The following is a 22,916-nucleotide window of genomic DNA, read 5'->3' as shown; positions in this document are numbered from 1 at the left end:
CTGCGTCTCCCGGACTATGTGTGGAGCAGGTCGGAAACAGTGGCCGCGATCTCCTTGTCGGCCAGCATGGTCGCGTGCTCGACGTCGAACGTGAGCTCCCGGCCGACGGAGACCTGGTCGGCGCCCACGCCTGCGGCCCGGATCCCGTTGAGGCCGCTCGCGGGGCTGGAGGAGCTGATGGCCGTCGCGGACCGCCACCGCTCGAAGGGGTCCAGGTCCCCGGCGGCGGCGAGATAGCCCATGAAGGAGCCGAAGGCGTCGAAGAGTTCCTCGCGCCGGGTGTGGTCGAGCCCCGCGCGGGTGAAGGCGGGCTCACCGACCTCCCGCACCAGCCGGGTCAGCCCCTGCTTGAGCGGTCCGACCTGCGGAGTCTGTTCGTAGCAGCGGCGCCCCGCGTCCCGCGCCGCCTCGATGTCCTCGGCGGGCAGCACGGACGACATGAACCCGACGATCTTCTGGAACTGCCACAGCAGGGTCTGAGCGACCGTGATCTCGGGGTCGAAGAGGAGCAGCAGCGGCTCACTGCCCTGCAGTTCGGCGATACGCTCCGCGAGCGTGGCGGCGAATACCGAACCCGCGCAGTACCCCATCACCGCGCGTACCTCCGGGCGCTCCTGCGCCACTTTCCGCGCCCAGTGGTCTATGTACTCCTTCCCCGACCATTCGGCAGCCGCTTCGACGGCCGGGGGAATGGATTCCCAAATGGTCAGGTCTGTCGTGAGGTTGGCGACCAGATCCGAAAAGCGCGCCTCCGGCCTGCCTGTCGTGTCAAAATCCACGGCAAGCACGACCGCGCCCGAATCTCCGCTGTCCGCCAACACTTTCCACTCGCCGGACTCACCCATCGAAACTCCTCGGTCGAGAAAACATTGGCCCCGACTTGGGAGCGTAGAGGGGGCCGTCGGACGGGTGCGAGGCTTCCGATCCCCTATCCATCCCCTATCGTTCACGGCCCAGGTGGCAAGGGGCGAGGTCCGCCGCATTAGGGGTACTGGCCACCTCGTGTTCCTCCTACGCTCGGGCGCAGTCGTCCCCACCGTCGCAGCAGCCCGCATCTGGAGGATTCCGTGAACCGTACGGCGAATATTGCGCCGCATTCGGCCTCGTGGCCAGAGCGCGAGCTCACCCTGGCCGGCCGAAAGGAAGAAGCTCTCTGGCTTCTCGAGCGGCTGGCTCCCGAGAGTGCGCCCAACAACCTTCCACTCGCCTTTCAAGTGGACGGCAGGCTCAGCATTTCCGCGCTGCAGGAAGCATTCACCGTCCTCCTGCGACGCCATGAAGTCCTGCGCACCGTCTATTTCACCGCCGGCGCCGATCTGACGAAGACCGTGCTGAGTCCCGAGGACTTCAGGGTGGACATCGAGGAAGTCGACGACTTCGCTCCCGCTCCGGATCGGCTGACGGATTCTCTGACACCTTTTGTCGCCCGTCAGTTCACCTTCGACGGACGCCCCCTCGTACGGGCCGTGCTGCTTCGCCATCCCGACGGGGACGTCCTGTGCTTCGTGTTCCACCACCTCGTCTACGACACGATCTCGGGCACCGTCTTCCTCGAGGAGCTCACCTCCGCCTACGAGAGCACGGTCCAGGGGCAGGCGCCGGACGCCGGCCTGCTCGTGCCGGTCGGCATCCTCCAGGAGGACGTACCGAGCGAGGAGAGCGTCGAGTTCTGGCGGCAGCGGATGGCCGGCTTCGACCCGCAGACGCTCGAACTGCGGGTCGGGACACCCGAGGTGACGGAGCCGACGCTGGTCGGCGCCCAGGTCACCCACACGCTGTCGCCCGAGGCGGCAGCGGTCGTCAAGCGGCTCCAGAAGGAGCTGCGCGCTCCCGAGGCGGTCGTCCTGCTGGCCGCCTATTTCCTGCTGCTCGCCACGCACGGCGCGGGCCCCGACATCACCGTCGGATCACCGGTGAACGTCCGGCCCCCCGAGGCGCAACGGGCCATCGGCTACCACGTCAACGTCCTGCCGCTGCGGGTCCAGGTGGACCAGAGCGAGAGCTTCCGGTCGCTGGTGCGCACCACCCGGGACACGTTCTTCGACGCGCTCGTGCACTCCCAGGTGCCGGTGGACAGCATCTCGGGCCTGGTGCCGCGCGCGAACTCCTCGTGGCGGGGCACCCTGTTCCGACATCTGTTCAACTACGTGCCGAACTTCGGGATGCCCGACTTCGACATCGCCGGTCTGCGGGCCAGGCCGCTGGTGGCGCGCAACGGCTTCAGCAAGTTCGACCTCGAGTTCTTCGTGATGTCGTCCGAGGGCGGCCTGCGCCTCATCGCCGTGCACGACGCCACCGTGCTCGCCCGTGACGACGTCAGCGCACTGCTGCACCGGTACGAGGCCCTCCTGCTGTCGTTCACCGAGAGCGGCTCGGCGACGGAGGTGCCGACCGGGGAGCTGAAGGTCTGGGGCGAGCGGGACCACGAGGTCGTCACGGCGGCCAACGCGACGAGCGCCCCGCTGGATCCAGCGAGCGTGCTGGAGGCGGTGCACGGGCACGCGAGCACGGCGCCGCGGCGGGTGGCGGTGCAGCACGGACCCCGCGCCGTGACCTACCGTCAGATCTGGGACGCGGCCGAGGCCACCTGCGAACTCCTGCGGGAATCAGGCGTGTCGGCGGGAGACGTCGTCGCCGTCGCCGCGGCCCGCAGTCCCGAACTCGTGGCCGCGGTCCTCGGCATCTGGCTGGCGGGCGGCGCCTATCTGCCGGTGGACCCGGAGCATCCGGCCGAGCGCGTGTCCTATCTGCTGTCCGACTCGGGGGCCGCGGTGCTGCTCAGCGACCCCGGGTTCGACAAGCCGGCCGGAAGCGACATGGCGGCTCTGCGGCTGGTCCCGGTGGACGGGCCCGAGCCCCAGGGGTCCGTGGGCGGGCTGCGCCGCCGGCCCGCGCCCGACGACGCGGCCTATCTGATCTACACCTCCGGTTCGACGGGGCGTTCCAAGGGCGCGCTGATCACCCACGCCGGACTCGCCAATGTCGCGGCCCACTTCACCGAGCAGCTGGGCGCGAGCACCGACGACGCGATGCTGTGGATGACGACCTTCGCCTTCGACATGGCGGGCATCGAGCTGCACGTTCCGCTGTACTCGGGCGGCCGTATCGTGATCGCGCCGGACGAGGCACGGACCCGGGGCGAGGTGCTGCGCGAGCTCATCGACCGCTACGAGCCCGGCATCCTCGAGGCCACGCCCACCACGTGGCGTCTGGTCCTGGACCAGGTCGCCGACCGGCTCGCGGGCCGCCGGATCATCTGCGGGGGCGAGCCCGTCCCGGTGTCGCTGGCCCGCAGCCTCGTGCGGACCGGCTGCCAGGTGCACCACGCCTACGGGCCCACCGAGACCACCATCTGGTCGACGTCCTGCGTCGTGCCCGACGATCTCGGTGATCGCCTGGACGTAGGCCGTCCGATCCGCAACACCCAGGTGATGGTGCTCGACACGAACGGTCGTGAACTGCCCGTCGGCGTACGGGGCGAGGTGTGCATCGGCGGCCGCGGGGTGGCCCTCGGCTACCACGACCGGCCCGAGCTGACCGCCGACCGGTTCCGGGAGCACCCCGTGTACGGCCGCTACTACCGGACCGGGGACCTGGGCCAGTGGCGTGCGGACGGCAGTCTCGAACTGCTCGGCCGGGCCGACCGGCAGATCAAGCTGCGCGGCAACCGGATCGAGCTGGGCGAGGTCGAGGCGGTCGTGCTCAGCCATCCGCAGGTGCGCGCCGCCGCCGCGCTCGTGATCGGCGATCTCAGTGCGGACGCCCGGCTCGTGGCGTTCGTCGAGACGACCGGCGAGGCGGACATCACCGGCGAGCTGTGGGAGCACGCGCGGGCCACCCTGCCGCGGTCGGCGATCCCCCAGGACTTCCTCGTCGTGGACGCACTGCCCACCAACGCCAACCAGAAGGTCGACTACATCGCCCTGGCCCGCCTCGCCGGCGAACGCGCGCCCGGGCGGGGCACCGCCGGGGCCGAGCCGGAGCCGGCCGACGAGGTCGTGCGCGAACTCCTCGCCCTGTGGCGCCGGTTGCTCGACCGCGACGACGTGACGGCGACGACGAACTTCTTCACGCACGGCGGTCACTCGCTGCTGGGCGCGCAGCTGCTGCAGCACGTCGAGCAGTCCCTGGACGTCACGGTGAAACTGGCGGACCTGTTCTCCGCCCCGACCCCGGCCGGCCTGGCCGAGCACATCCGCAGCGTGCGCGGCGGCGCGCAGTGACGCCGCCGTGGGCACCGACAACGTGAGGAACCCCGTCATGGAACCCGTCACCGAAGAGGTCATCGCTCCCCCGGTCCACCGGTCGGGCTCGTTCTGCGGCAACGGAAGGCTGGACATCCTGGCCCGCGATCCCGGCACATCCGAGCTGTTCGTCTTTCCCCATCAGGGCGACTGGGACGGCCCGAAGACCTTCGGGGACCCCGTCAAGGTCGGCGAGGGCTTCGACAACGTGCTCTGGCTCGGCGCCGGCGACTTCACCGGCAACGGATACGCGGACGTCGTCGTCATCTCCAAGGACGAGCAGGCCCTGGTCTATCTCAACCAGGGCGGCCTGAACGGCATGGACACGTTCGCCGCCCCGCTGCGCTTCGGCGGGAAGCTGCCCGAGGTCACCTACGACACCATCGCGCTGGGCGACCTGACCGGCGACGGCCGGGTCGACATCGTCGGCCGCCTGCAGGGCACCGGTGAGGTGCACCGCATCATCAACCGCAGTGCGGCCGGCGGCGAGGAGATGTTCGCCCCGCCGCTCCCCTTCGCCGTACTCGACGAGACGGACATCCCGGTGGGCCTGGCGGACGTCACCGGGAGCGGGTACGAGGACCTCCTGGTCCTGCACGCGAGCGGCGAGCTCTCGGCGTACGAGGTCTACGCGCACGGCCGGGGCGAAGAGGGCGAGCCGGTGCGTGAGGGCGTCTGGCACGCGCTGGGCACCGGGTGGGACCTGGAGACGAACCGGGTCCTCACCATCACCGACATCGACGGGGACGGGCATCCCGACCTGCTGGGTCTGCGGCACGACGGAACCCTGGTGGTCCACCGGCACAGCGGCGCCTTCGACGCCGACGCCCCCGGCGCCACCTTCCTGCCGCCGCGGTCCCTCGGTGACGGCTGGGGCAGGTTCGACATCATCAGCTGACCGAGACACCGGTGCCCGGTGGCGTCCCCCACGCCGCCGGGCACCGGCATGTCAAGACCGGGGCAATGCCCAGATAAAGCAATATAAAAATTTACTTGCCCATTCCTTTACCTCCAGTACTTCACCCTGCTCGAGGACCGCTTGAGGCAGCGGCCTACCGGCCTTGACATCAACCAAACCGTGTCGAACAGTTACGCGCATAATCTAGGCACGCCCAGGCGTTTCACTCACAGGGGGACCCAGGCAGTGAAACTGGTGGAACGGGAACTGCATCTCAGCTCACTAAAAAGCATGTTCGCGAATTCCATTGGCGGGGACAGCAGAGTGGCTGTCCTGACCGGACCGGTGGCCAGCGGGAAGAGCGCATTGGCACAGGCGCTCGTCGAGCACGCGCATGACCTCGGCGCTCTGGTTCTCCAGGCCCGATGCTCACCTTCCGAGGAGCGGCTGCGGCTCGAGACCGTACGACAACTCGTCGACACGGTGCCGAAACCGAACAGCGTGATCGAAATTCCGCTCGGCCCCTCCTACAGTTCGGATAACTCCGCACAGAAATCGACACCGCACCGGCCATTGAATCCCGGACAGCTCACGGCACGCGATTTCTGCGACTCGCTGCTCGAACTGGCCGGTGAACTTCCCGTGCTCGTGGTCGTGGACGACTTCGAATACGCCGACGAGACATCGGTCGAATATCTCTCGTATGCCGTGCGTCGTATACGTAACTCGAGAATCATGGTCGTGATCGGCATCGGGAGCGGATCAGGGCCCGACACCCTGCGCCGCACCGCCGAACTGCTGCGCAACCCCCACTGCTGCCCCATACGGCTGCGGACCCTCTCCCGGGCCGCCGTGCGCGAGCTCCTCGTCTCACGGCTCGGCACCCAGGTCGGCAAGCTGCTGGTCGACGAGTACTACACGACCAGCGGGGGAAATCCGCTGCTCCTGCACGCGCTGATCGACGACCTGACCTCCTCCGCCCAGAATCTGCAGCGTCCCGAGGACCTGGAACTGGTCGCGGCGGAGAACTACGGGCAGGCGGTGGTCACGTGCCTGTACCGCAGCGCGCCGAGCCTGACCCGGGCCGCGACCGTCCTCGCGGTCCTGGGCGGGGCCTGCTCCCCCGAACTCGTCGAGCACCTGCTGGACCGCGAGTTCACCTCGTGCGACCAGGCCGTCCAACGGCTCACCGCGTCGGGCATGACCACGCCGGACGGCCGGTTCCGCCACCCGGTCGCCCGCGAGGCGGTACTCGCCGGCATCGACGGCGCCACCCGCACGGAGCTGAATCTGCGTGCCGCGCTGTGGCTCTATCAGAGGGCCGAGCCCGCGCTGGAGATCGCCTGCCATCTGCTCGCGGCCGGCCGGGCGAACGAGCGGTGGCAGATCACCGTCCTGCGCGAGGCCGCGGACGAGGCACTGCTGCGCCAGGACACGAAGCTGGCGATCTCCTGCCTGGAACTGGCCCATGCCGAATGCACCGACGAGGCCCTGCGCACGGAGCTGACCATAGAGCTGGCCGAAGTGACCTGGCGCGACAGTCCGTCCGTCGCCATGCGCCGGATGCTGCCGCTCCAGGCGCAGTTACGCGACCGCGCGCTCGACCACCGGCACTCCCTGGCACTGGCCAAGACCCTGCTGCGCAGCGGCCGTTTCGACGCGGCGGAGGATGTGCTCGCCCGGCTCGAACCGTCCCGCAGCGCACGCACATCGACCGACCTGTACATCTTCGACAAGTGGCTCGAGACGTCCTATCCCGAGTTCGGGCAGCGTTTCCGCGGCGGCCCGGACACCCTGCCCTCCCTCGTGCCGACCACGCTGCCCACGGACACCGAGGCGTATCTGCACGCCATCGAGATGCTCGCCACGGTCCTGCGCTCGGACGCCCGGGACGAGGTCATCACCGTGGCCGAGGAGACACTGCGCGACTACTCGGTCAACGACCGGACGATGGAGGCGGCCAGCACGCTCATCGCCGCGCTGTTCTACGCGGACCGCACCGACAGCGTGGCCGTGGAGTGCGAGCGCATCCTCGCCGAGGCCACCAAGCGCGGGGCCCCGGCCTGGGAGGCGGTGCTCTCCAGCCTCAAGGCCCAGATCGCCTTCCGGCAGGGGGACATGACGGCCACCGTGCAACTGGCGCGCCGCTCGCTGTCGGCCATGTCACCCCAGAGCTGGGGGGTCGGAATCGGCGTACCGCTGGGCAGTCTCCTCATGGGCGCCGCCGTGGCCGCCGACCACGCCACGGCCGAGGAGGCGCTCCGTCACGAAGTGCCCGAAGCGGTCTTCGAGACGCGGTTCGGCATCCACTACCGCCATGCCCGCGGTACGTACTACCTGGTCACCGGTCGGCCTCAGATGGCGCTGCGGGAACTGCTGACCTGCGGCGACCTCATGACGCAGTGGCAGATGGACGTGCCCAGCTTCGTGCCCTGGCGGCTGGACGCGGCCCAGGCGTATCTGCACCTCGGCCGGCACGCGGAGGCAGCGCAGCTGATCAACGAGCAGATGCGTACACAGAAGACGCTGAGCAGCAGGATCACCGGCATGGTGCTGCGACTGCGGGCGGCCATGGAACCGGCGGAGCGCCGGGGCATCCTGCTGCAGGACGCCGTGAAGCTCCTCGCCTCGACCGGGGACCGGCTCGAACTCGCCCGGGCCCTGGCGGACCAGACACAGGCCCACGCCGCCGCCGGCGACATGGTGGCCGCCGAGGAGAGCGAGCGGCAGGCCCTCGACCTGATCGAGGATTGCGGTGCCGGGGCACTGCGGAACCTGCTGCAGCGCCCGGGGGCGGCCGAGTACGGGCCGGACGTGAACCGGCGCGACAGCCTGCTGCTGTCGGCCGCCGAGCGCCGGGTGGCGGCGCTGGTGGCACGCGGCTACACCAACCGACAGGTGGCACGGCATCTGTACATCACCAACAGCACCGTCGAGCAGCACATGACGCGCGTCTACCGCAAACTCAACGTCGCCCGCCGCAGGGACCTGCCCCAGTGGCTCGCCGACCTCGACGACGGGCCGTGACGCCCCGGCCCGCCGCGAACGACGGTCACGGCCGGTCCGGGCCCCGGGGCACGGCGACCGTCGTGACGATGAGCCCCTGCCCGATCAGCCAGCGGCCCGAGAGCCGGTCGGGCAGCGAGGGCGCGACGGCAGTCGTCAGCAGGGCCGTGAAGGTGCCGGACGGCTCGAAGCGGAGCTCCGCGTCCTCGAACCCGAGCCGTGCCCCGGTGTACGGGTACCACGCCTTGTAGACGGACTCCTTGGCGCTGAAGAGGAGCCGGCCCCAGTGCACGTGGGGCGGCGCGGACCGTATCCAGGCCTGTTCGGCGGGGAGCGCGATGGCCCCCAGGACGCCGTCGGGCAGGGGCGCGTGCGGTTCGGCGTCGATGCCGAGCATCATCAGCTCACCGGCGTGCGTGAGGGCCGCTGCCCGGTAGCCGTCGCAGTGGGTGAGGCTGCCGACCACGCCGTCGGGCCACTGCGGGGCGCCGTACCGGTCGGGCAGCACCGGCACCGGCGCCAGCCCGAGGCCGCTCAGGGCGCGGCGGGCACAGTGGCGGACCGTCGTGAACTCGTCGCGGCGCTTGGTCACGGCGTCACGGATCAGGGCGGCCTCGGCCGGATACAGCTCCGCGTCCGGGGGGTCACCGAACGACTCGACGACGGCGACGGCGTCCGGCAGCAGCCGGCTCAGCAACTCGTCCTCCCGCGCGCCGCCATGGCACCGGAGAGGATGCGCCGCGGTGGCACCGTGCGGCGGTGCCCGGGTCTTTGCCACTCCCGCGGGTAGCCGACCGACACCTCCTCGAAGGGCACACCGTCGTACACGGTGGACCGGGGAATGTGCAGATGCCCGTAGACCATGGCGGCGACCGGGAACCGCCGGTGCCAGTCGGCGGTGCGTCGCGTGCCGCACCACAGGGCGAACTCGGGGTGGTACAGCACCCGCGTCGGCTCACGCACGAGCGGATAGTGGTTGACCAGCACCAGGGGCTGCTGCGGATCCAGCGCTGCCAGCCGCGCCTCGGTCTGCCCCACCCGGGCCTCGCACCAGGCCTGCCGGCTCTCGTAGGGGTCGGGGTGCAGGAAGAACTCGTCGGAGCAGACCACCCCCTTGTCGTACGCGTCCGCGAGCGCCGCCTCCCGGCTGCTGCCGGCGGCGGTACGGAACGTGTAGTCGTACAGCAGGAAGAGCGGTGCCACGGTCACGGGTCCGTGCGGGCCCGGCCAGACGGGGTAGGGGTCCTCGGGCGTCACCACGCCCAGGCTCCGGCACAGCCGCACCAGGTGCTCATAGCGCTCGACGCCGCGCAGTTGCAGCGGGTCGGAGCGCGGCGTCCACAACTCGTGGTTGCCGGGCGCCCAGACGACCTTGGCGAAGCGCGCGGCGAGGGTGCTCAGCGCCCAGGCGATGTCGTCGGACATCTCACCGACGTCTCCCGCGACCAGGAGCCAGTCGTCGTCGGTCTCGGGCCGCAGCGCGGCGACGATCTCGCGGTTCTCCGCGTAGGCCACGTGCAGGTCGCTGATGGCAAGGAGACTTCCCGCTGTCCGCCGCACCGGTTCGTCCTCTCGTCGTCCGCGCAGCCAGCGTGCCGGACCGACGAGGGGGGTGGTAGCCCCTACCGCCCCCTAGTGCCGCGGCAGGCAACGTTCGCCCCGTCGCGGCGTCCGGCACGCCCTCTCGCCGCACCGGACGCCGCTCCTTGACGGGCAAACGTTGCCTGCCGCGGCACTAGCCACATGCGGTGTCCTCGCCGAGCACCTCCCGCACCTGCCGCCGCTACAGCGGCGGCGCGATCCCCAGCTCCCGCGTCGCCGAGGGCGACAGCCCGCCCTCCGACCGCTCGGTCTTGCGCCCCTTGCTGCCCGGCGCGAGCGTACGCGGGTCGACGGCCTCGGCGGGCACCCCGGTCGCGTACAGGCCCTCGGGTGCGGTGTCGCGGTCGTGCGGAAGCAGCCAGAACACCCGGCGGCGGAAGGTGCCCGAGGAGCGGGACGGCTTGGCGCCGGGTCCCAGCAGCGCGTAGCCGACCATGCGGCCGTCACGGTGGTAGGCGGGCCGGCCGCGGCGGGTCGGCAGCCGGTCCAGGCTCTGGCGTACGTAGTCGAGCGTGCTGATGTCCTCGAGCCAGACCAAGTCGGACTCGTGGACGAGCTCGTTCTCGGCGATGAGGGCGCTCATGCTGTCTCCTCGTCGGCGACCAGTCCGATGCCCGGGTAGTACTTACGCTGGTTGGACAGGATCATCTCCTTGGGCGACGCCAGTCCCACCACTTCGCGGACCCGGGTCGCGAAGGCGCGTGACGAGATGGCCGGGGCCCCCTCATTCTGGCACCACGCCTTATAGGCCGCGTAGAGCTGCGTCTGTTCCGCCCTGAGATCGCCCTCCAGCCGGCAGGATTCGCCGAGGAATCTTCCCGTGTGGTCCTCGGTCTCCGCGTAGGCCGTGGTGGCGATCCGGACACGTTCCGGCCCGGTGAGGATCTTGTCTCCGCTCAGATAGCGACGGGCGCCGAGGATCAGCCAGTTGAGGATCCCGTCGCCCTCCTCGGTGACGAGGATGTCCGCCAGGTTGTCGATCTTGCGGTCGTCAGGGACGACCCGCTCGAACGGAATCAGCCGCATGCGCCGCCAGAACGCGAAGCCGCCGGTGCCGACTTCGGGCCGGTGGTTGCCCAGCAGCCAGAGCTTGTGAGTGGGTTCGAAGCTGAAGAAGTCCTGACGCATACGGCGCGCCTTGATCCGGTCGCCGCCGGTCAGCAGCTTCACGCGGGCCTCGTCGAACCGGTCCCCCGGCTTGACCTCGCTGCACACGATGACGCGTCGGCCGTGCAGTTCGGCCAGGTCGGTCGGATGCCCCTCATAGGGACGGGCCATCAGGAACCCGGGCGGCGCGGCATCGGCATAGTCTCCCACCAGCTTCATCAGGACATCCAGCAGCACCGACTTGCCGTTGCGGCCGGAGCCGAACAGGAACGGCATGACCTGTGCGCCGACGTCGCCGGTGATGGAGTACCCCAGCAGCAGGTGCAGGAAGTCGATCATCTCCGCGCCCTTGGGCCCGTCGCCGAAGGTGTCGGCGAGGAACCGGTCCCAGCGCGGGGTGGGCATCGACCGGGGGGCCGCGGTGGTGGAGCGGGAGTGGAAGTCCTTGGTCGGGTCGGGCGTGCGGATCAGTCCGGTGCGCAGGTCGACGATGCCGGCCGGCGTGCACAGCGCGTACGGATCGGCGTCCAGACGTGCCGCGTGGAGCACCATGCCGGGCGCGGATCTGGCCTGGGCGAGCATCGCGTTCATGCCGCTGGTGCTGAGCGCGCGGCGGCGGTGCTGCTGCAGCGCGGCGGGCGTGAACACGCCACGCGGGTCGGTGCTCGCCAGGGACTCCGCCAGGTCTCCGGCAGCCCACATCACGGTGTCGTCCTCGTCGACCTGCCAGCGGGTGCTGTCCCAGCGGAACCAGCCGAGCCCGGGCACGTGCCGGTAGTCGTTGGAGTAGAGCTTGACGAACAGTTTGGCGTTGCCGCGGTCGCTGAGGGTGTCGGGCAACAGCCCGTCGGCGGTGGCCTCCCCCGCTTTGGACGCTCCCTGGTCCTGGCGGGGGCGCGGCACGGACTGGGCGAGGATCTGCGCGGCGACGGCCTGGGCGTCGAAGAGGGTGCCGTCGTGGCCGAAGGTCATATTCGGCCTCCCGGGGACAACGGACGCAGTCGGCCGGCGCCCAGGCCACTGCGGATGATGGCCCCGTAGCGCCGCTCCTGCCCGGGGCGGGCGTGCTCGGCCGACTCCGTCAGGACCCGTTCCGCCTCGTCCGCCGACAGGTGCCCGGCGGCCACAAGACCCCCGGCGGTGTAGGCGGCGCGGTTCAGCTTCTCGGAGAACGCCGCGCCTTCGGGTACGGCGGCGCAGTCGGCCACTTCGGCGAGCAGCGTGGCCAGGGCCCGGCCGACGGCACCACGACCGCCTCCCGCGGCGATGACGGCCTGCCGGGCGCGGGGCGGCACCGGCCGGGGCGTGGGCACGTGCGCGGGCGGCAGGTGGCCGGTGCGCTCCAGCTCCCGGGCGAGCCAGGCCGGCAGCGGAGCGGGCTCACGTACGGCACCCACGGGCTCGTACGGCCCGGCCTCGGTCAGTGTGCCCGGGGCGACGATGTACCCACCGCATGCTCGTACGTCGACCTGCCAGGCCAGCGCACGGGTGCCGCTCGACCCGGTGGAACACTGCCACTGCTGCCCATGAGGGGCCCGGTACCACACGTGAAGGCCCCCGGACGGGGTGCGTACGCGCAGGGTCGTCTCGTCATCGGCGGGACTGGTGGCGCCCCGCAGGGCGGCCAGCAGACCGATCGTGTGGAACCCATCGGCAAGTCCGGTCAGGTCGACTCCGTCGGCGATCCCGATGCCGGGCAGCAACCGGTTCCGGTCGGGCAACTGCCTCTCGTGGGCGTCGACGTCGATGATCACCAGACCTGCGGGGCCGCAGGCGACTCCCACACCGAGGCCCGGGTGCGCACCCCACCACTGCTCGATCCTGGTCGAGTCCAGCGTCGCGGCACGGAATCCATGGCACCAGCGGCCCGCGGCGGGGCAGCCGCATGCCACGTAAGTGTGCCCGGCTTCCCGGCAGGACGCACAGTTGCCTGCCGGCGTCTTGCGGCCCGGGGCAAGGGGATGAACCGGCCAGCCCCGACCGGCGCACCATCGGGCGGTCGCCAGTGAACGTGGAATGCCTGACGGCCGGGCACCCGTCTCGCGTGAGTCGCTGCATAAAAAAGGCAGCTCAGAAGCCATGCGCATCCCCCATCAGCGACCCAAGCGACTGAACGACTGGAACAGACTAGCGAAACGGAGGTGGCAGAACGAGGCACCCGAAGGAACTGAGCCAGAACACGTCAGCAGGGATGCGAGCGACTCACGAAGCGGCCCAGCGACCGGGTTTGCTTGCGTCGCTTCCTCAAGCACTCAGCGTAGAAGCAGGTCAGAGCCCCTGAGTGGGGCCGGGCAGCGACTGAAGCGACTCATGGTCCCCATATATCGCTCCCAGGCGCCCACACAGAGCACATCCCACTCCCCCATATATCCGTACGCTGAGTCGCTTCAGTCGCTGACTGGCCTTGAACACCCACTCCGACCTGTGGTTTTGTCCCGGCAGTCAAGAGCGACCGACCGCGCGTCCCGTCACTGTCTCCCAGTCGCTGCCGCAGGCCGCGCGCTCCGCGAAAGCACCCACGCCCGGATCCACGCCAGCGACTCAAGCGACTCTCCAGCGGAACTTCCCCGGCCGGTCTGAGCGCTACTGGACAGCGACTCAAGCGACTCTCCAGCCATGCTCTGGGGACACTCGGCCGGACGTCCTGACGACCTCGCCTCAGTGACGCGGCCTGACGACCTCGCCTCAGTGACATGGCGAGAAAAGTCCGGCGCCAGGAGTGGAGGCCGGTCTAGGAGTGGGAGCCTGTTATGGCTGCCGGTCCTCTTTGCGAGCGCGGGGTCTTCTCGCCCACCTTCCTGACCTCGATAGTGCGCGGGTCCACGGCTTCGCCGGGGGCGCCTTCTTGGTAGAGGCCTTCGGGTTGGGCGTCGCGGTCGTGCGGGAGGAGGAAAAAGACGCGGCGGCGGTACAGGCCGCTGTCCGGGTCGGCTTCGGCGTGGTCGTCGAGTTCGGCGTAGCCGACCATGCGGCCGTCGCGGGCGTAGCGGGGTTTGTTGCGGCGGCGGGGGGTTTTGTCCAGGGCCTGGCGGACGTAGTCGAGCTTGTCGGGGTCTTCCAGCCACACGACGTGTGCCTCGTGGGTGAGATCGCCCTCGGTCAGTAGCGAGCTCATAGCTGGTTGCCCTCCTTGGTGTGCCAGGTCGGACGACGGTCCGCCTCGTGGTGTGGTGTGCCGCCTGTTGGTGAGTCTGCCCCAGCGACTTCATGGTAGGGCGGGCCGGTGGGAGCGGGTAGGGGCATCCGGGTGCCCTGACGCGCGCGGCTGTGGCGCGGTTCGCTGTGATGGTGCGGGGGTTGGTTCATGAGGGTGTGTCCAGCAGGGCCAGGCCGGGGTAGTACTTGCGGCCGTTCGATTTGATCATGTCGGCGGGTGAGGCGAGCCCGACTTCCTGCCGCACGCGGGTGGCAAACGCGCGGGTGCCGGCGGGGCGGATGCCTTCGCCGCTGCTGCACCAGGAGGCGTAGGCGGTGTAGAGGAGGCCTTGTTCGACGCGCAGGTCGGGCTGGGCCTCGAGGTCGCGGCTGCAGCATTCGGTGAGGAAGCGGCCGATGTGGTCTTCGGTGTTGGCGTACGCGGTGGTGGCGATGCGAACGCGGTCGGGGCCTTCGAGGTTGTCGCGGGTGGTGAGGTAGCGGCGGGCGCCCTCGATGAGCCACTGCAGGATGCCAGGGCCTTCGTCGCGGACGAGTTCGAAGGCCAGGTTGTCGATCTTGCGGTGGTCGGGGACGGTGCGTTCGAAGGGCAGCAGGCGGATGCGGCGCCAGAACGCGAAGCCGCCGGTGGACACTTCGGGGCGGTGGTTGCCGAGTAGCCACAGGTGGTGGGTGGGGCTGAAGGAGAAGTAATCCTGCCGCATACGGCGGGCTTTGATCTTGTCTCCGCCGGTCAGGAGCCGGACGCGGGCTTCGTCGAACTTGTCGTTGGGCTTGAGTTCGCTGCAGACGATGAGGCGGCGGCCGTGGAGTTCGGTGAGTTCGGTGGAGTGCTCGGAGAACGCGCCGCGGTCCATGAGGAAGCCGGGCGGGGCCGCGTCGGCGTAGTCGCCCAGGATCTGGATCATGGTGTCGAGGAGGACGCTCTTGCCGTTCTTGCCGTGGCCGTGGAGGAAGGGCAGGACCTGTGCGCCGACGTCGCCGGTGATGGAGTAGCCGAGCAGCAGGTGCAGGAAGTCGATCATTTCCTGGCCTTCGGCGTCGTCGCCGAAGGTGTCGTGCAGGAAGCGGTGCCAGCGCGGGGTCCCGGTCTGCTGGGGGGCGACGCTGGTCGCGCGGGAGTGGAAGTCGCGAGTGGGGTCGGGCTTGCGCAGCAGGCCGGTGTTCAGGTCGACGACACCGGCGGGAGTGCACAGGGCGTAGGGGTCGCCGTCGAGGGTGTCGGGGTCGACGGAGAGGTCTGGGGAGGCCTTGGCCTGGGTGAGGAGCGCCTTCATCCCGGTGGTGGACAGGGTGCGCTTCTTGTGGTGGTGGAGCTCGCGGTCGCTGAAGAGTCCGTTGGGGTCGGTGTCGGGCATGTCCTCGGCCATCTCTCCGGCGGCCCACAGGGCGGCTTTCTCGCCGCCGGTGCGCTTCCAGCGGTAGCCGTCCCAGGAGAACCAGCCCAGGCCTTCGACATGGCGGAACTGATCGCGGTAGAGCTTGACGAACAGCTTGGCGTTGCCGCGGTCGGTGAGCGTGCCGGGCAAGGGGGCCGGCTGCGCCCAGGACGGGGTGGCCGGGGAGGCGTTGGCCTGGGCGGGTAGGGCCGCAGGCGGAGAGGATGCCTGTTCGAGGTCCAGCATCTGCTGAGCGGCGGCGGTGGCGTCGAAGCGCGGGGTTTCGGCGCTGCTCATGAACGTCCTTCGAGGTGGAGCGGGCGGGCGGACCCGGCGGCGAGGGCGTCGTCGACGATGCGTTCGTTGCGGGCACTCTGCCAAGGCCGCGCGGCTTCGGCAGCCTGGAGTAGCAGGGTCCGCGCGGTGTGTTCGTCGAGATGCCCGGCTGCCGTGAGTCCTCCGGCGGTGTAGGCGGCCTTGTTGAGCTTCTCCGTGAAGGCCGCGCCTTCACGCGTGGCCGCGCACTCGGCGACGTCGAGGAGCAAGGGGTCCAGGACCCGGTACCCGTCGGCAGCGGTTCGGGGACGGCGGGTGCGGGCGACCTTGGGTCGGGGACGGACCGTTGGGCGCTGGATCACGTGGCCGGTCCTCACGAGTTCTTCGCCGAGCCATTCGGGCAAGGGCGCGGGCAGTCGGGTCGGCCCTTCACGCAGATACGTCCCCTGGGTGGTGCGGGTGGTGGGCGCGACGATGTAGCCGCCGTCGGCCCGTACGTCGACCTGCCACGCCAGGGCGACCTTGGAGCTGGATCCGGTCGAGCAGCGGAACCGGGTGGCTGGGTGGGGGTTTCGGTACCAGACGTGCAGGCCACCGGACGGGGTGCGCACGCGCAGGGTGCTGGCGTCGTCGGCGGGGCTGGGCTGCCGACGCAGTGCCGCCAGCAGCGCGAGGGTGTCGAAGCCGGACGCCAGCCCCTGCAGGTCGACGGAGTCGTGGATGGCGATGCCGGGCAGAAGGCGGTTGCGGTCAGGGACCGGCGCAGAGTGCGCGTCGATATCGATGACGATCAGGTCGGCTCCCCCGCAGGCGACGCCGACGCCCCAGGACGCGGTACCGGACCACCAGGCGTCGATGCGCGCGGCATTGGTCGTCGCGGCGTGGAAACCATGGCACGGGCGCCCGGCGGGAAGACAGGCGCAGTCAGCCGGCTGGTGGTGCTGGTCCTTGCAGGCTGCACAGTTCCCTGCGGGCGTCTTGCGGCCCGGCGCAAGCGGATGGACAGGCCAGCCCTGCTCGGCACACCACCGCGCCACGGCATGCGGTGCTGCAGGCCTCGCAAGGCCTGCTGGCACTCTCCTCGCGCTGGGGCCGAGCACGTGTCTGTCCTTCTTCGAAGTTCTCGTCCCTTCGGTCCCTGTCAGGCCCGGCCAGTGCGGTGACCACGTGCCGGGGTGAGGGACTCAAGGGACTGTAGGGACTGTGTTTCGGAAGAGAGTCTAGGACCCAAGACTGACAGCGGGAGGCAGCTCCCCCGCGTGGCGGCTTATCAGCCTTCCAGTCCCTACGGTCCCTTGAGTCGCCTCGCGACAGAAGCTATGAGAGCAATGCCCGAATTGTGAGTGACTGGAGGGGCCGTAATTCGCACAACCAGCTGTGACGCGCCCTTCCAGGCGCCAGGGACTGGAGCCCGAGTGCGGGCGTGAACCACGCCGGACTTACCACCGGACAGGGCCTCCAGGCGGCTTGCCGGCGGCCCGCCACGGGCCGACAGGGACGGAGCCGCCTCCCGCAGCCCTTTGGTCCCTCGCTTCAGTCCCTGAGCATTCTCGCAGGTCAGAGGGCCAATGACCTACTCGCAAGGGACTGTAGGGACTGAAATCCCCAATTATCAGCTAGCTAGCTACCTGTAGCTACCTGTAGAGGAACAGATGCGCCCGCGCGTACCCGCACACAGGACTGGCTCATAATTACAAACTTGAGTCCCTTGAGTCCCTGAACCAGGCCTCATACCCGTTTGACCTGCACTTTTTCCAGGGACTGAAGGGCAGGGACTGAAAGGGACTGAAGAGCCAGGGACTGAAGAGGACACGGCCAGCGTCGTAGCATCCCGTGCCGACAGCCAGGCGGACGTCGGGCAGGCCCATGGTCCTACTTCAGGAACGCCAGGAGCAGGGTCACGACGATGACGCCCACGCCGATCGCAGTGCCGAGTTCGGGATTGCGGTATGCGGCGTAGACGGCCAGTGCGCCGAGTGCCAGAGCAAGCGCGGTTCGAGTGTCCATGCCTGTCAGGACGGCCGTGCTGCGGGATTTTTTGCGCCGTCAACCTCGCGGCGGATGAAAGAAGTTGGCCGCTTGTGCGTCCTACTACCAACCAACCTCTGCGGGGTCCATCCCCGCCTGAGTCCGGTGGAAGGACGGCCCATGGCAACCAACTCAGGAGGAGCGGGTCCCGCGCGGCCACGAGACCGGCTGTCCCGTGAAAAGGAGGCGAAGCTGAGCGAGGTACTGAAGGAGGTCCATCCGCGGCTTCTGGCGGTGGTGATGCGGATGACGCGTGACTACCACCTGGCCCACGACGTCACCCAGGAAGCCTGTCTCGCGGTGATCCAGGAATTTCGCAGGGGCACCGTGTTCAAGAAGCCGGTCATCGTATTCGCGACGGTCGTGGCCCGCAACAAGTTCCTCTCGGAACTGGGACGGATGCGCGCCCAGCTGGAACGGCCCTCGGACGAGCTCCCGGAGGGCGGCAGGCCATGGCCGGACACCACCGCTCCGTACGACATCACCTCGGGCTTGGAATACCTCGAGCTGCTGGCCGCGGTGAAGGCCGCGATCCGTGACGAGCGGCAGGCGACGGTCTGGGAACTGACCCACGTCTGGGGCCTGAAGGGCATCGAGATCGCAGCGTTGCTGAAGGTCTCGTCCGCGACCGTCTCCAGGGATTTGGAGAAGGCGGAGACCAAGGCCAAGCGCATATCCGAACCGCACGCAGAGCAGTAGCTCGCCTCTCGGGGCCACGGTGGTCGCGAGAGGCGAAACCCGTGGCCCCGACTCGGGACCTACCGCTCCAGACACGAAGGGAGCGCTTCCCACAGACGAAGAATCGAGACACGGAAAAGGGGATGCAAATGGAGCACGAGAAGCACTCCTCTCCTCACGAGAGGATGCTGGCCTACTTGCGGGAGGGAGAGCAGCTCGTCGAGGACTCTCCACACGGGGCCCCTGGCTGGGACGTGGTGTATCGCGCGCTGTCGGAGGCCGCGGACCAGGCCGAAGCAGGCGTCAGCGGGGACGAATCGGCGACACGGAACGAGACCGGACTGCACACCGGCTCGATCGTCTGGTGACGGGCCGCCGATGAAGCCTTTCGGCACCCTCGTCAGCCCACAGCCGAGCCGAACAGCCAGCACCTCGGTCACGGTGCTGTTCATCTCTGCCCGCCTGTCGGGCACGTTCCGCAAGACCGCATGCAGCTGTACGGACGGCACGGGGGCCCGCCCGTAGAGCTGGATCTGCACCGCCTCGGGGGCTGGGCAGGTCACTCACCATCGGTGCGCCCTCCCGCCAAGCACAGATGCTTGGCGGGAGGGCGCACCGCATCATCCGGTCCCATGGACGGAAGCCGCCAGCCGGGAACACGCCCTGGTGGAACGACAGGCGACGTGCTCTGCCGCCAGTACGTGCATGCCGTTCTGGCCCGCGCCTGGAGTGCCATGCCGGCGCTGCCGACGCAGTCAGTCGCTCCGCACTTCAGGCGGAGACGTCATAGGCCTGCCCGCGGTGAAGAGCCAGCCCGTTGTGAGGAGCGATGAGGCCATGGAACGCCGAAAGCCCCAGCAGGCCAACGTCCATGCTCACCCGACCACAGGAGTCGGAAAGTCGTCGCCAAGCGGGATTCACAAAATGTGAATCGGCTCCGGCAGGCACAATCTCAGACATGGCGACGAAACCGCGCAGGGCGCCAAAGCGCACAAGTCCCCTGCTCAGAAGGCCCATCCGGATCGGCACCCTGGACACCGCAGCGATTGTCGGTGAACTGCGGGACCTGCACGAGAAGGCCGAGGATCCCGACATCGGGAGGATGCCCGCAGACGACGAACTGTTCGGCGCACTGCTCTACACCGAGACGCACGCCTCAGCACTTGGCAGGGCGGATGAAGACGCACGACGTGCAGCCGCCCTCAAGAGAGTCCTGCTCTGGGAGTACGTCCGCGAGCAGGCCGAGATCCATCAGATCAAAGCGATCGAAGCGGCCCGGGCCGCCGGTGTCGAGTGGGCCGACTTGGCGCCCCCTCTCGCCGTCGGCGGACCGAGCGCGGCGTACAACAAGTCCAAACGGCTCAAAGCGCTCACGCTCAACGATGATGAGAGCGAAGGCCAACCGGTGCGCCGCACCCCCGAGGCCGTCGTGAAGGCCGAGCGCCGGATCGCGGAGCGTGCTGCCGCTCAGCGTCGTGCTGAAGAGGCCGCGCGGCGGCGGCACGAGCTCTTGCTCCCCGTTGCGCGCCGCCTTCTCGAACACCGCGATGATTTCGTCCCGGACAGCGAAGTCAACGACTGGCTGGACGAAGTCGCCGCTGTTCTTCCCAACTGCCAGACACCGACCCAGAAGGTCAGTCTCGGTACCTACCTCAACGCCACGGTACGAGCTCTTCAGCGAGTCGAGCGGGAAACGGCGCTCCGTGCGGCGAGGACGGAAGACGCTCAGCTGGCCTATGCCGCAGCGGTCGCGGTGTGTTCGGACTGAACCGACTGTGCGGCGGCGCCATGGTCGGCTCCACTCCCCCACCTTGCGGCGAAGGCTGAGCGCGTGCCTCTCGGCAACGGGAGCGCCTCGGCCTGGTCGGTGGTGCTAATGCTCTTGACGAAGAGGGGCAGCGCACAGTGCGTGGTCGATCAGGGCACTGGCCGCGTTCTCCTGGCCCAGGATGTGCTCCGGGGTGTCGCCGCGTGCCTCGGACATGGAGACCACGGCGCTTCGCCTGCCGTCGTCGGTGACGCCGTTGTGGGTGATGTAGCCGCCGTCCCCGCCCTCGTGGCTCCAGTAGGTTCCTCCACAGCTCAGGGGGCGTTCGACCAGACCGAGCCCGTATCGGCCGCCGGGCCACAGCTGTTGGACCTCCGCGCTCACGGGGACGGTCTGCTTCATCTCGGCCAGCTGTCGCGCCGGTAGCAGGCGGCCCGCGAGCAGCGCGCGGAAGAGGCCGTTCTCGTCCCGTGTGGTCGTGACGAACGACAGGATCTCGGAGTCCACCGATATCTGGTCGGTGACGTCCACCACGGAACCGGGTCCGAAGAGCTGGTAGGCCTTGGCGTGCGGCCGGGGCAGGGTGGGCGAGGTGCCCATCCACCGGGTCTGGTCGAGGCCGAGCGGGTGCAGGACGCGGTCTTCGATCTCCTCGTGGGCGGGGTGACCGGTGGCCTTCTGGATGATCATGCCGAGCAGGACGTAGCCGGTGTTGGAGTACTCCCAGCCCTCGCCGGGCGGGAAGTCCGGCGCGTGGGCCATGGCGCGGGCAACCAGCCGCTCGGGGCCGTAGACGTCGTACCGCTGCTGGTAGTACTCCTCCGGCGTGGTGTATCCGGGCAGGTCGTCGTGGATGCCGCTGGTGTGCTGGAGCAGTTGGCGGATGGTGATCCGGCTGCCGTCGTTGCCGTTGCCTCGCACCACTCCCGGCAGCCAGTGGTCGACCGTGTCGGCCACGGACAGCCTGCCCTCGGCCTCCAGTTGGAGGACCACCGTGGCGACCAGCGTCTTGGACGTACTGGCCATGCGGAAGTAGCCGTCAGAAGGGACCGGGCGGCCGGTGTTCAGGTCGGCGGCGCCGCTGGTGGCGACCGACTGCCGACCGTCAGGCGCGATCACGCGGGCCTGCACACCGCTGATACCGAGGGCGTGGATCGCCTCGGTGTCCTGGCGCAACCGCTCGACGGGAGAGGGACCGGCGGGCTGGGCGACGGCGGTGGCCACCTCGGCGGCGAGCAGCGTGGCGACACCCAGTGCTACGGCGAGGTGCCTTCGCAGAGTCGAAGTCATGGCCGAACGCTAGATTCGCCCCCCAGCGGGGCGCGATCCGGCCTCCCCCAGGATCGGGAGGGGGGATATCCCCAGCGCGGGCCGCCACGCCTCTGGCATGTCGCCGAGCGCGATGGCCAGGGTGACGATTGGAAGCCGTCCCACTCAGCTCGGTGAGACTCATCCAGGCTCAGCGAGACGGGACAGACGCAGCCACCGTGCTCCAGAAGTAGTGAGACTCCCCCAGGTCCGCGGAGACACCACACCACCGCTTGTGGACTGCTGGGGAAAGGGCCGAGTACCGGCCGAGCCCTATTACGGCGTAATAGCTCGACGTCAGCACGTCGTCCGAGTCGGTGCGCGGCCGCAGCGGCAACCTGGCAGAAGCACTTCCGTAGTGCGTCGGACGATCCTCGCGCCCGGCACTCCGGAGGACGCCTCGGACCCGACAGCTCCCTTCTCCTCTGCGTCCGCTGCATCGAACGTCAAGGGCGCCAGTTATTACGGCGTAATAGTTCGCGAGGCGCACGAGGGCGACACACGCCGCTGCGCTGTCTTCCGGCTGACCGGTACCGGGAGCCGCCCGGCCAAGCGCTCGCCGGCCCGGCCGACCAAGGCCACTCAACTCTGCTGGCCCTGGTCATGGCGCTGCCGGACCCGTTCGCGGCGACGCCCCGGGTGCTCGGGCTCGACGAGTTCGCCCTGCGCAAGGAGCACAACAGCTGCGGCCCCGTACTGGTCGATTGCGAGACCTGTGCCCCGGTCGACCTACTGCCCGAGCGGGAGGCAGTCACCTTCGCCGCCTGGCTCACCCCGAGCACCCGGCATGGAGCTCATTTGCCGTGACCGCGGCGGCTGTCACGCCGCTTGACTGAGTCGGCGTTCAGCCGTCGTCGAGACGCGCCGCTCGGACCGCTTGGGGAAGGGCACGGGTACCGTCCGAGCCCTATTACGGCGTAATAGCTCGACGCCAGTCTTGGACAGCCGCGACAGCGATGCCTTCGCCGGAACACACCCTGCGCGGAGCGGCTCCTCTATTACGCCGTAATAGTTGTGCCCCGCGGCGGCTGCTCGTCCCGCTGCGGAACCGCCCCGTGTTCACCCCCGGCGTGAGCGCGGAAGAGGTGGAGCGCCAGGTGCGGCAGAGCACATGGTTCCGCCTCGAGGCCTATGCGGACTGGTTCCACAACGACATCGACGCCGACTACGGCATAGCGGCCCTCTCCCCCGACTGCCGCCGGATTGCCGTGCCGGCGGCGACGGACACCGACTGGACTCCGGCTGACGAAGCCACGAGCGTCGGTTGCTGAGGGTGCCTCAGGGGGAGTGGCGGGGGAGAACTGCCCGGGAATCGCGGCAAGCGGGGCGGGGCCGAACGAGGGCGGAGCACTGCGGAGGCCGGAGGAAGACCCGCCCGCGCCCGGGGGATCCGTCCATGTGCCGGAGATCTCCGCGTGAGCCAGCGCCAGCGCCAGCGCGGCTTCGCCGGACCCGGTGAGACGGAG

At 69.4% G+C, this 22,916-nt stretch carries 19 protein-coding genes; 8 read left to right on the top strand and 11 right to left on the bottom strand.

Annotated features, from left to right (window positions below; genetic code table 11):
- Nucleotides 1–14 precede the first annotated feature (14 nt).
- Nucleotides 15–845: a hypothetical protein gene (locus OG568_RS57060; protein WP_329537858.1), complete on the bottom strand. Its 831-nt coding sequence runs from the start codon at nucleotides 843–845 to the stop codon at nucleotides 15–17.
- 222 nt (nucleotides 846–1,067) lie between these two features.
- On the opposite strand from OG568_RS57060, the gene OG568_RS57055 reads away from it, so the two are divergent.
- The 3 genes from OG568_RS57055 to OG568_RS57045 all read left to right on the top strand — a co-directional run bounded on the left by OG568_RS57055 (nucleotide 1,068) and on the right by OG568_RS57045 (nucleotide 8,169).
- Nucleotides 1,068–4,223 (top strand): non-ribosomal peptide synthetase, encoded by a 3,156-nt coding sequence (locus OG568_RS57055; protein ID WP_329537857.1) that lies wholly within the window; start codon nucleotides 1,068–1,070, stop codon nucleotides 4,221–4,223.
- Between the two features lie 37 nt (nucleotides 4,224–4,260).
- Nucleotides 4,261–5,142 carry an FG-GAP repeat domain-containing protein gene (locus tag OG568_RS57050; RefSeq protein WP_329537856.1) on the top strand — a complete coding sequence of 294 codons (882 nt, stop codon included), beginning with the start codon at nucleotides 4,261–4,263 and terminating at the stop codon, nucleotides 5,140–5,142.
- Nucleotides 5,143–5,322: 180 nt separating this feature from the next.
- Nucleotides 5,323–8,169, top strand: a complete 2,847-nt coding sequence (locus OG568_RS57045) for a helix-turn-helix transcriptional regulator (protein WP_329537855.1) — start codon at nucleotides 5,323–5,325, stop codon at nucleotides 8,167–8,169.
- Nucleotides 8,170–8,194: 25 nt separating this feature from the next.
- On the opposite strand, the gene OG568_RS57040 is transcribed toward OG568_RS57045, so the two are convergent.
- The 9 genes from OG568_RS57040 to OG568_RS57000 form a co-directional block, all read right to left on the bottom strand.
- Nucleotides 8,195–8,845 (bottom strand): 4'-phosphopantetheinyl transferase family protein, encoded by a 651-nt coding sequence (locus OG568_RS57040; protein ID WP_329537854.1) that lies wholly within the window; start codon nucleotides 8,843–8,845, stop codon nucleotides 8,195–8,197.
- Nucleotides 8,839–9,708, bottom strand: a complete 870-nt coding sequence (locus OG568_RS57035; protein ID WP_329537853.1) for a metallophosphoesterase family protein — start codon at nucleotides 9,706–9,708, stop codon at nucleotides 8,839–8,841. Before OG568_RS57035 ends, OG568_RS57040 begins: the two co-directional genes overlap by 7 nt.
- 223 nt (nucleotides 9,709–9,931) lie before the next feature.
- On the bottom strand, nucleotides 9,932–10,333 hold the full coding sequence (locus OG568_RS57030; protein ID WP_329537852.1) for a DUF6009 family protein: 402 nt from the start codon (nucleotides 10,331–10,333) through the stop codon (nucleotides 9,932–9,934).
- Entirely contained in the window at nucleotides 10,330–11,829 is a 1,500-nt protein-coding gene (locus tag OG568_RS57025; protein ID WP_329537851.1) for a DNA primase family protein, read from the bottom strand. Before OG568_RS57025 ends, OG568_RS57030 begins: the two co-directional genes overlap by 4 nt.
- Nucleotides 11,826–12,938: a bifunctional DNA primase/polymerase gene (locus tag OG568_RS57020; RefSeq protein ID WP_329537850.1), complete on the bottom strand. Its 1,113-nt coding sequence runs from the start codon at nucleotides 12,936–12,938 to the stop codon at nucleotides 11,826–11,828. The genes OG568_RS57025 and OG568_RS57020 overlap by 4 nt, the downstream gene beginning before the upstream one ends.
- A gap of 650 nt (nucleotides 12,939–13,588) precedes the next feature.
- Nucleotides 13,589–13,972 (bottom strand): DUF6009 family protein, encoded by a 384-nt coding sequence (locus OG568_RS57015; protein ID WP_266434275.1) that lies wholly within the window; start codon nucleotides 13,970–13,972, stop codon nucleotides 13,589–13,591.
- A gap of 187 nt (nucleotides 13,973–14,159) precedes the next feature.
- Nucleotides 14,160–15,689: a DNA primase family protein gene (locus tag OG568_RS57010; RefSeq protein ID WP_266592823.1), complete on the bottom strand. Its 1,530-nt coding sequence runs from the start codon at nucleotides 15,687–15,689 to the stop codon at nucleotides 14,160–14,162.
- Complete coding sequence (locus tag OG568_RS57005) at nucleotides 15,686–16,705, bottom strand: bifunctional DNA primase/polymerase (protein WP_329537849.1); 1,020 nt, start codon at nucleotides 16,703–16,705, stop codon at nucleotides 15,686–15,688. The genes OG568_RS57010 and OG568_RS57005 overlap by 4 nt, the downstream gene beginning before the upstream one ends.
- Before the next feature lie 835 nt (nucleotides 16,706–17,540).
- Complete coding sequence (locus OG568_RS57000; RefSeq protein WP_256258606.1) at nucleotides 17,541–17,675, bottom strand: hypothetical protein; 135 nt, start codon at nucleotides 17,673–17,675, stop codon at nucleotides 17,541–17,543.
- 141 nt (nucleotides 17,676–17,816) lie between these two features.
- Here OG568_RS57000 and OG568_RS56995 point away from each other — a divergent pair, with 141 nt between their 5' ends.
- From OG568_RS56995 to OG568_RS56985, 3 genes are all read left to right on the top strand, one after another.
- Nucleotides 17,817–18,395, top strand: a complete 579-nt coding sequence (locus OG568_RS56995) for an RNA polymerase sigma factor (RefSeq protein ID WP_266434286.1) — start codon at nucleotides 17,817–17,819, stop codon at nucleotides 18,393–18,395.
- A 128-nt stretch (nucleotides 18,396–18,523) separates the two neighbouring features.
- The gene (locus OG568_RS56990; protein ID WP_329537848.1) at nucleotides 18,524–18,742 is read left to right on the top strand and encodes a hypothetical protein; all 219 of its coding nucleotides are present in this window, start codon (nucleotides 18,524–18,526) and stop codon (nucleotides 18,740–18,742) included.
- 590 nt (nucleotides 18,743–19,332) lie between these two features.
- Complete coding sequence (locus tag OG568_RS56985) at nucleotides 19,333–20,142, top strand: hypothetical protein (protein ID WP_329537847.1); 810 nt, start codon at nucleotides 19,333–19,335, stop codon at nucleotides 20,140–20,142.
- A 105-nt stretch (nucleotides 20,143–20,247) separates the two neighbouring features.
- On the opposite strand, the gene OG568_RS56980 is transcribed toward OG568_RS56985, so the two are convergent.
- Nucleotides 20,248–21,432 (bottom strand): serine hydrolase domain-containing protein, encoded by a 1,185-nt coding sequence (locus tag OG568_RS56980; RefSeq protein ID WP_329537846.1) that lies wholly within the window; start codon nucleotides 21,430–21,432, stop codon nucleotides 20,248–20,250.
- 621 nt (nucleotides 21,433–22,053) lie between these two features.
- On the opposite strand from OG568_RS56980, the gene OG568_RS56975 reads away from it, so the two are divergent.
- Nucleotides 22,054–22,257 (top strand): hypothetical protein, encoded by a 204-nt coding sequence (locus tag OG568_RS56975; RefSeq protein ID WP_329537845.1) that lies wholly within the window; start codon nucleotides 22,054–22,056, stop codon nucleotides 22,255–22,257.
- A gap of 248 nt (nucleotides 22,258–22,505) precedes the next feature.
- The gene (locus tag OG568_RS56970; RefSeq protein ID WP_329537844.1) at nucleotides 22,506–22,721 is read left to right on the top strand and encodes a DUF6183 family protein; all 216 of its coding nucleotides are present in this window, start codon (nucleotides 22,506–22,508) and stop codon (nucleotides 22,719–22,721) included.
- Nucleotides 22,722–22,916: the final 195 nt, after the last annotated feature.

The sequence above is a fragment of the Streptomyces sp. NBC_01450 genome, assembly GCF_036227505.1.
Lineage (GTDB): Bacteria > Actinomycetota > Actinomycetes > Streptomycetales > Streptomycetaceae > Streptomyces.
Note: the sequence above shows the minus strand (reverse complement) of the source record. Positions and strands in the feature narration are given on the sequence as shown.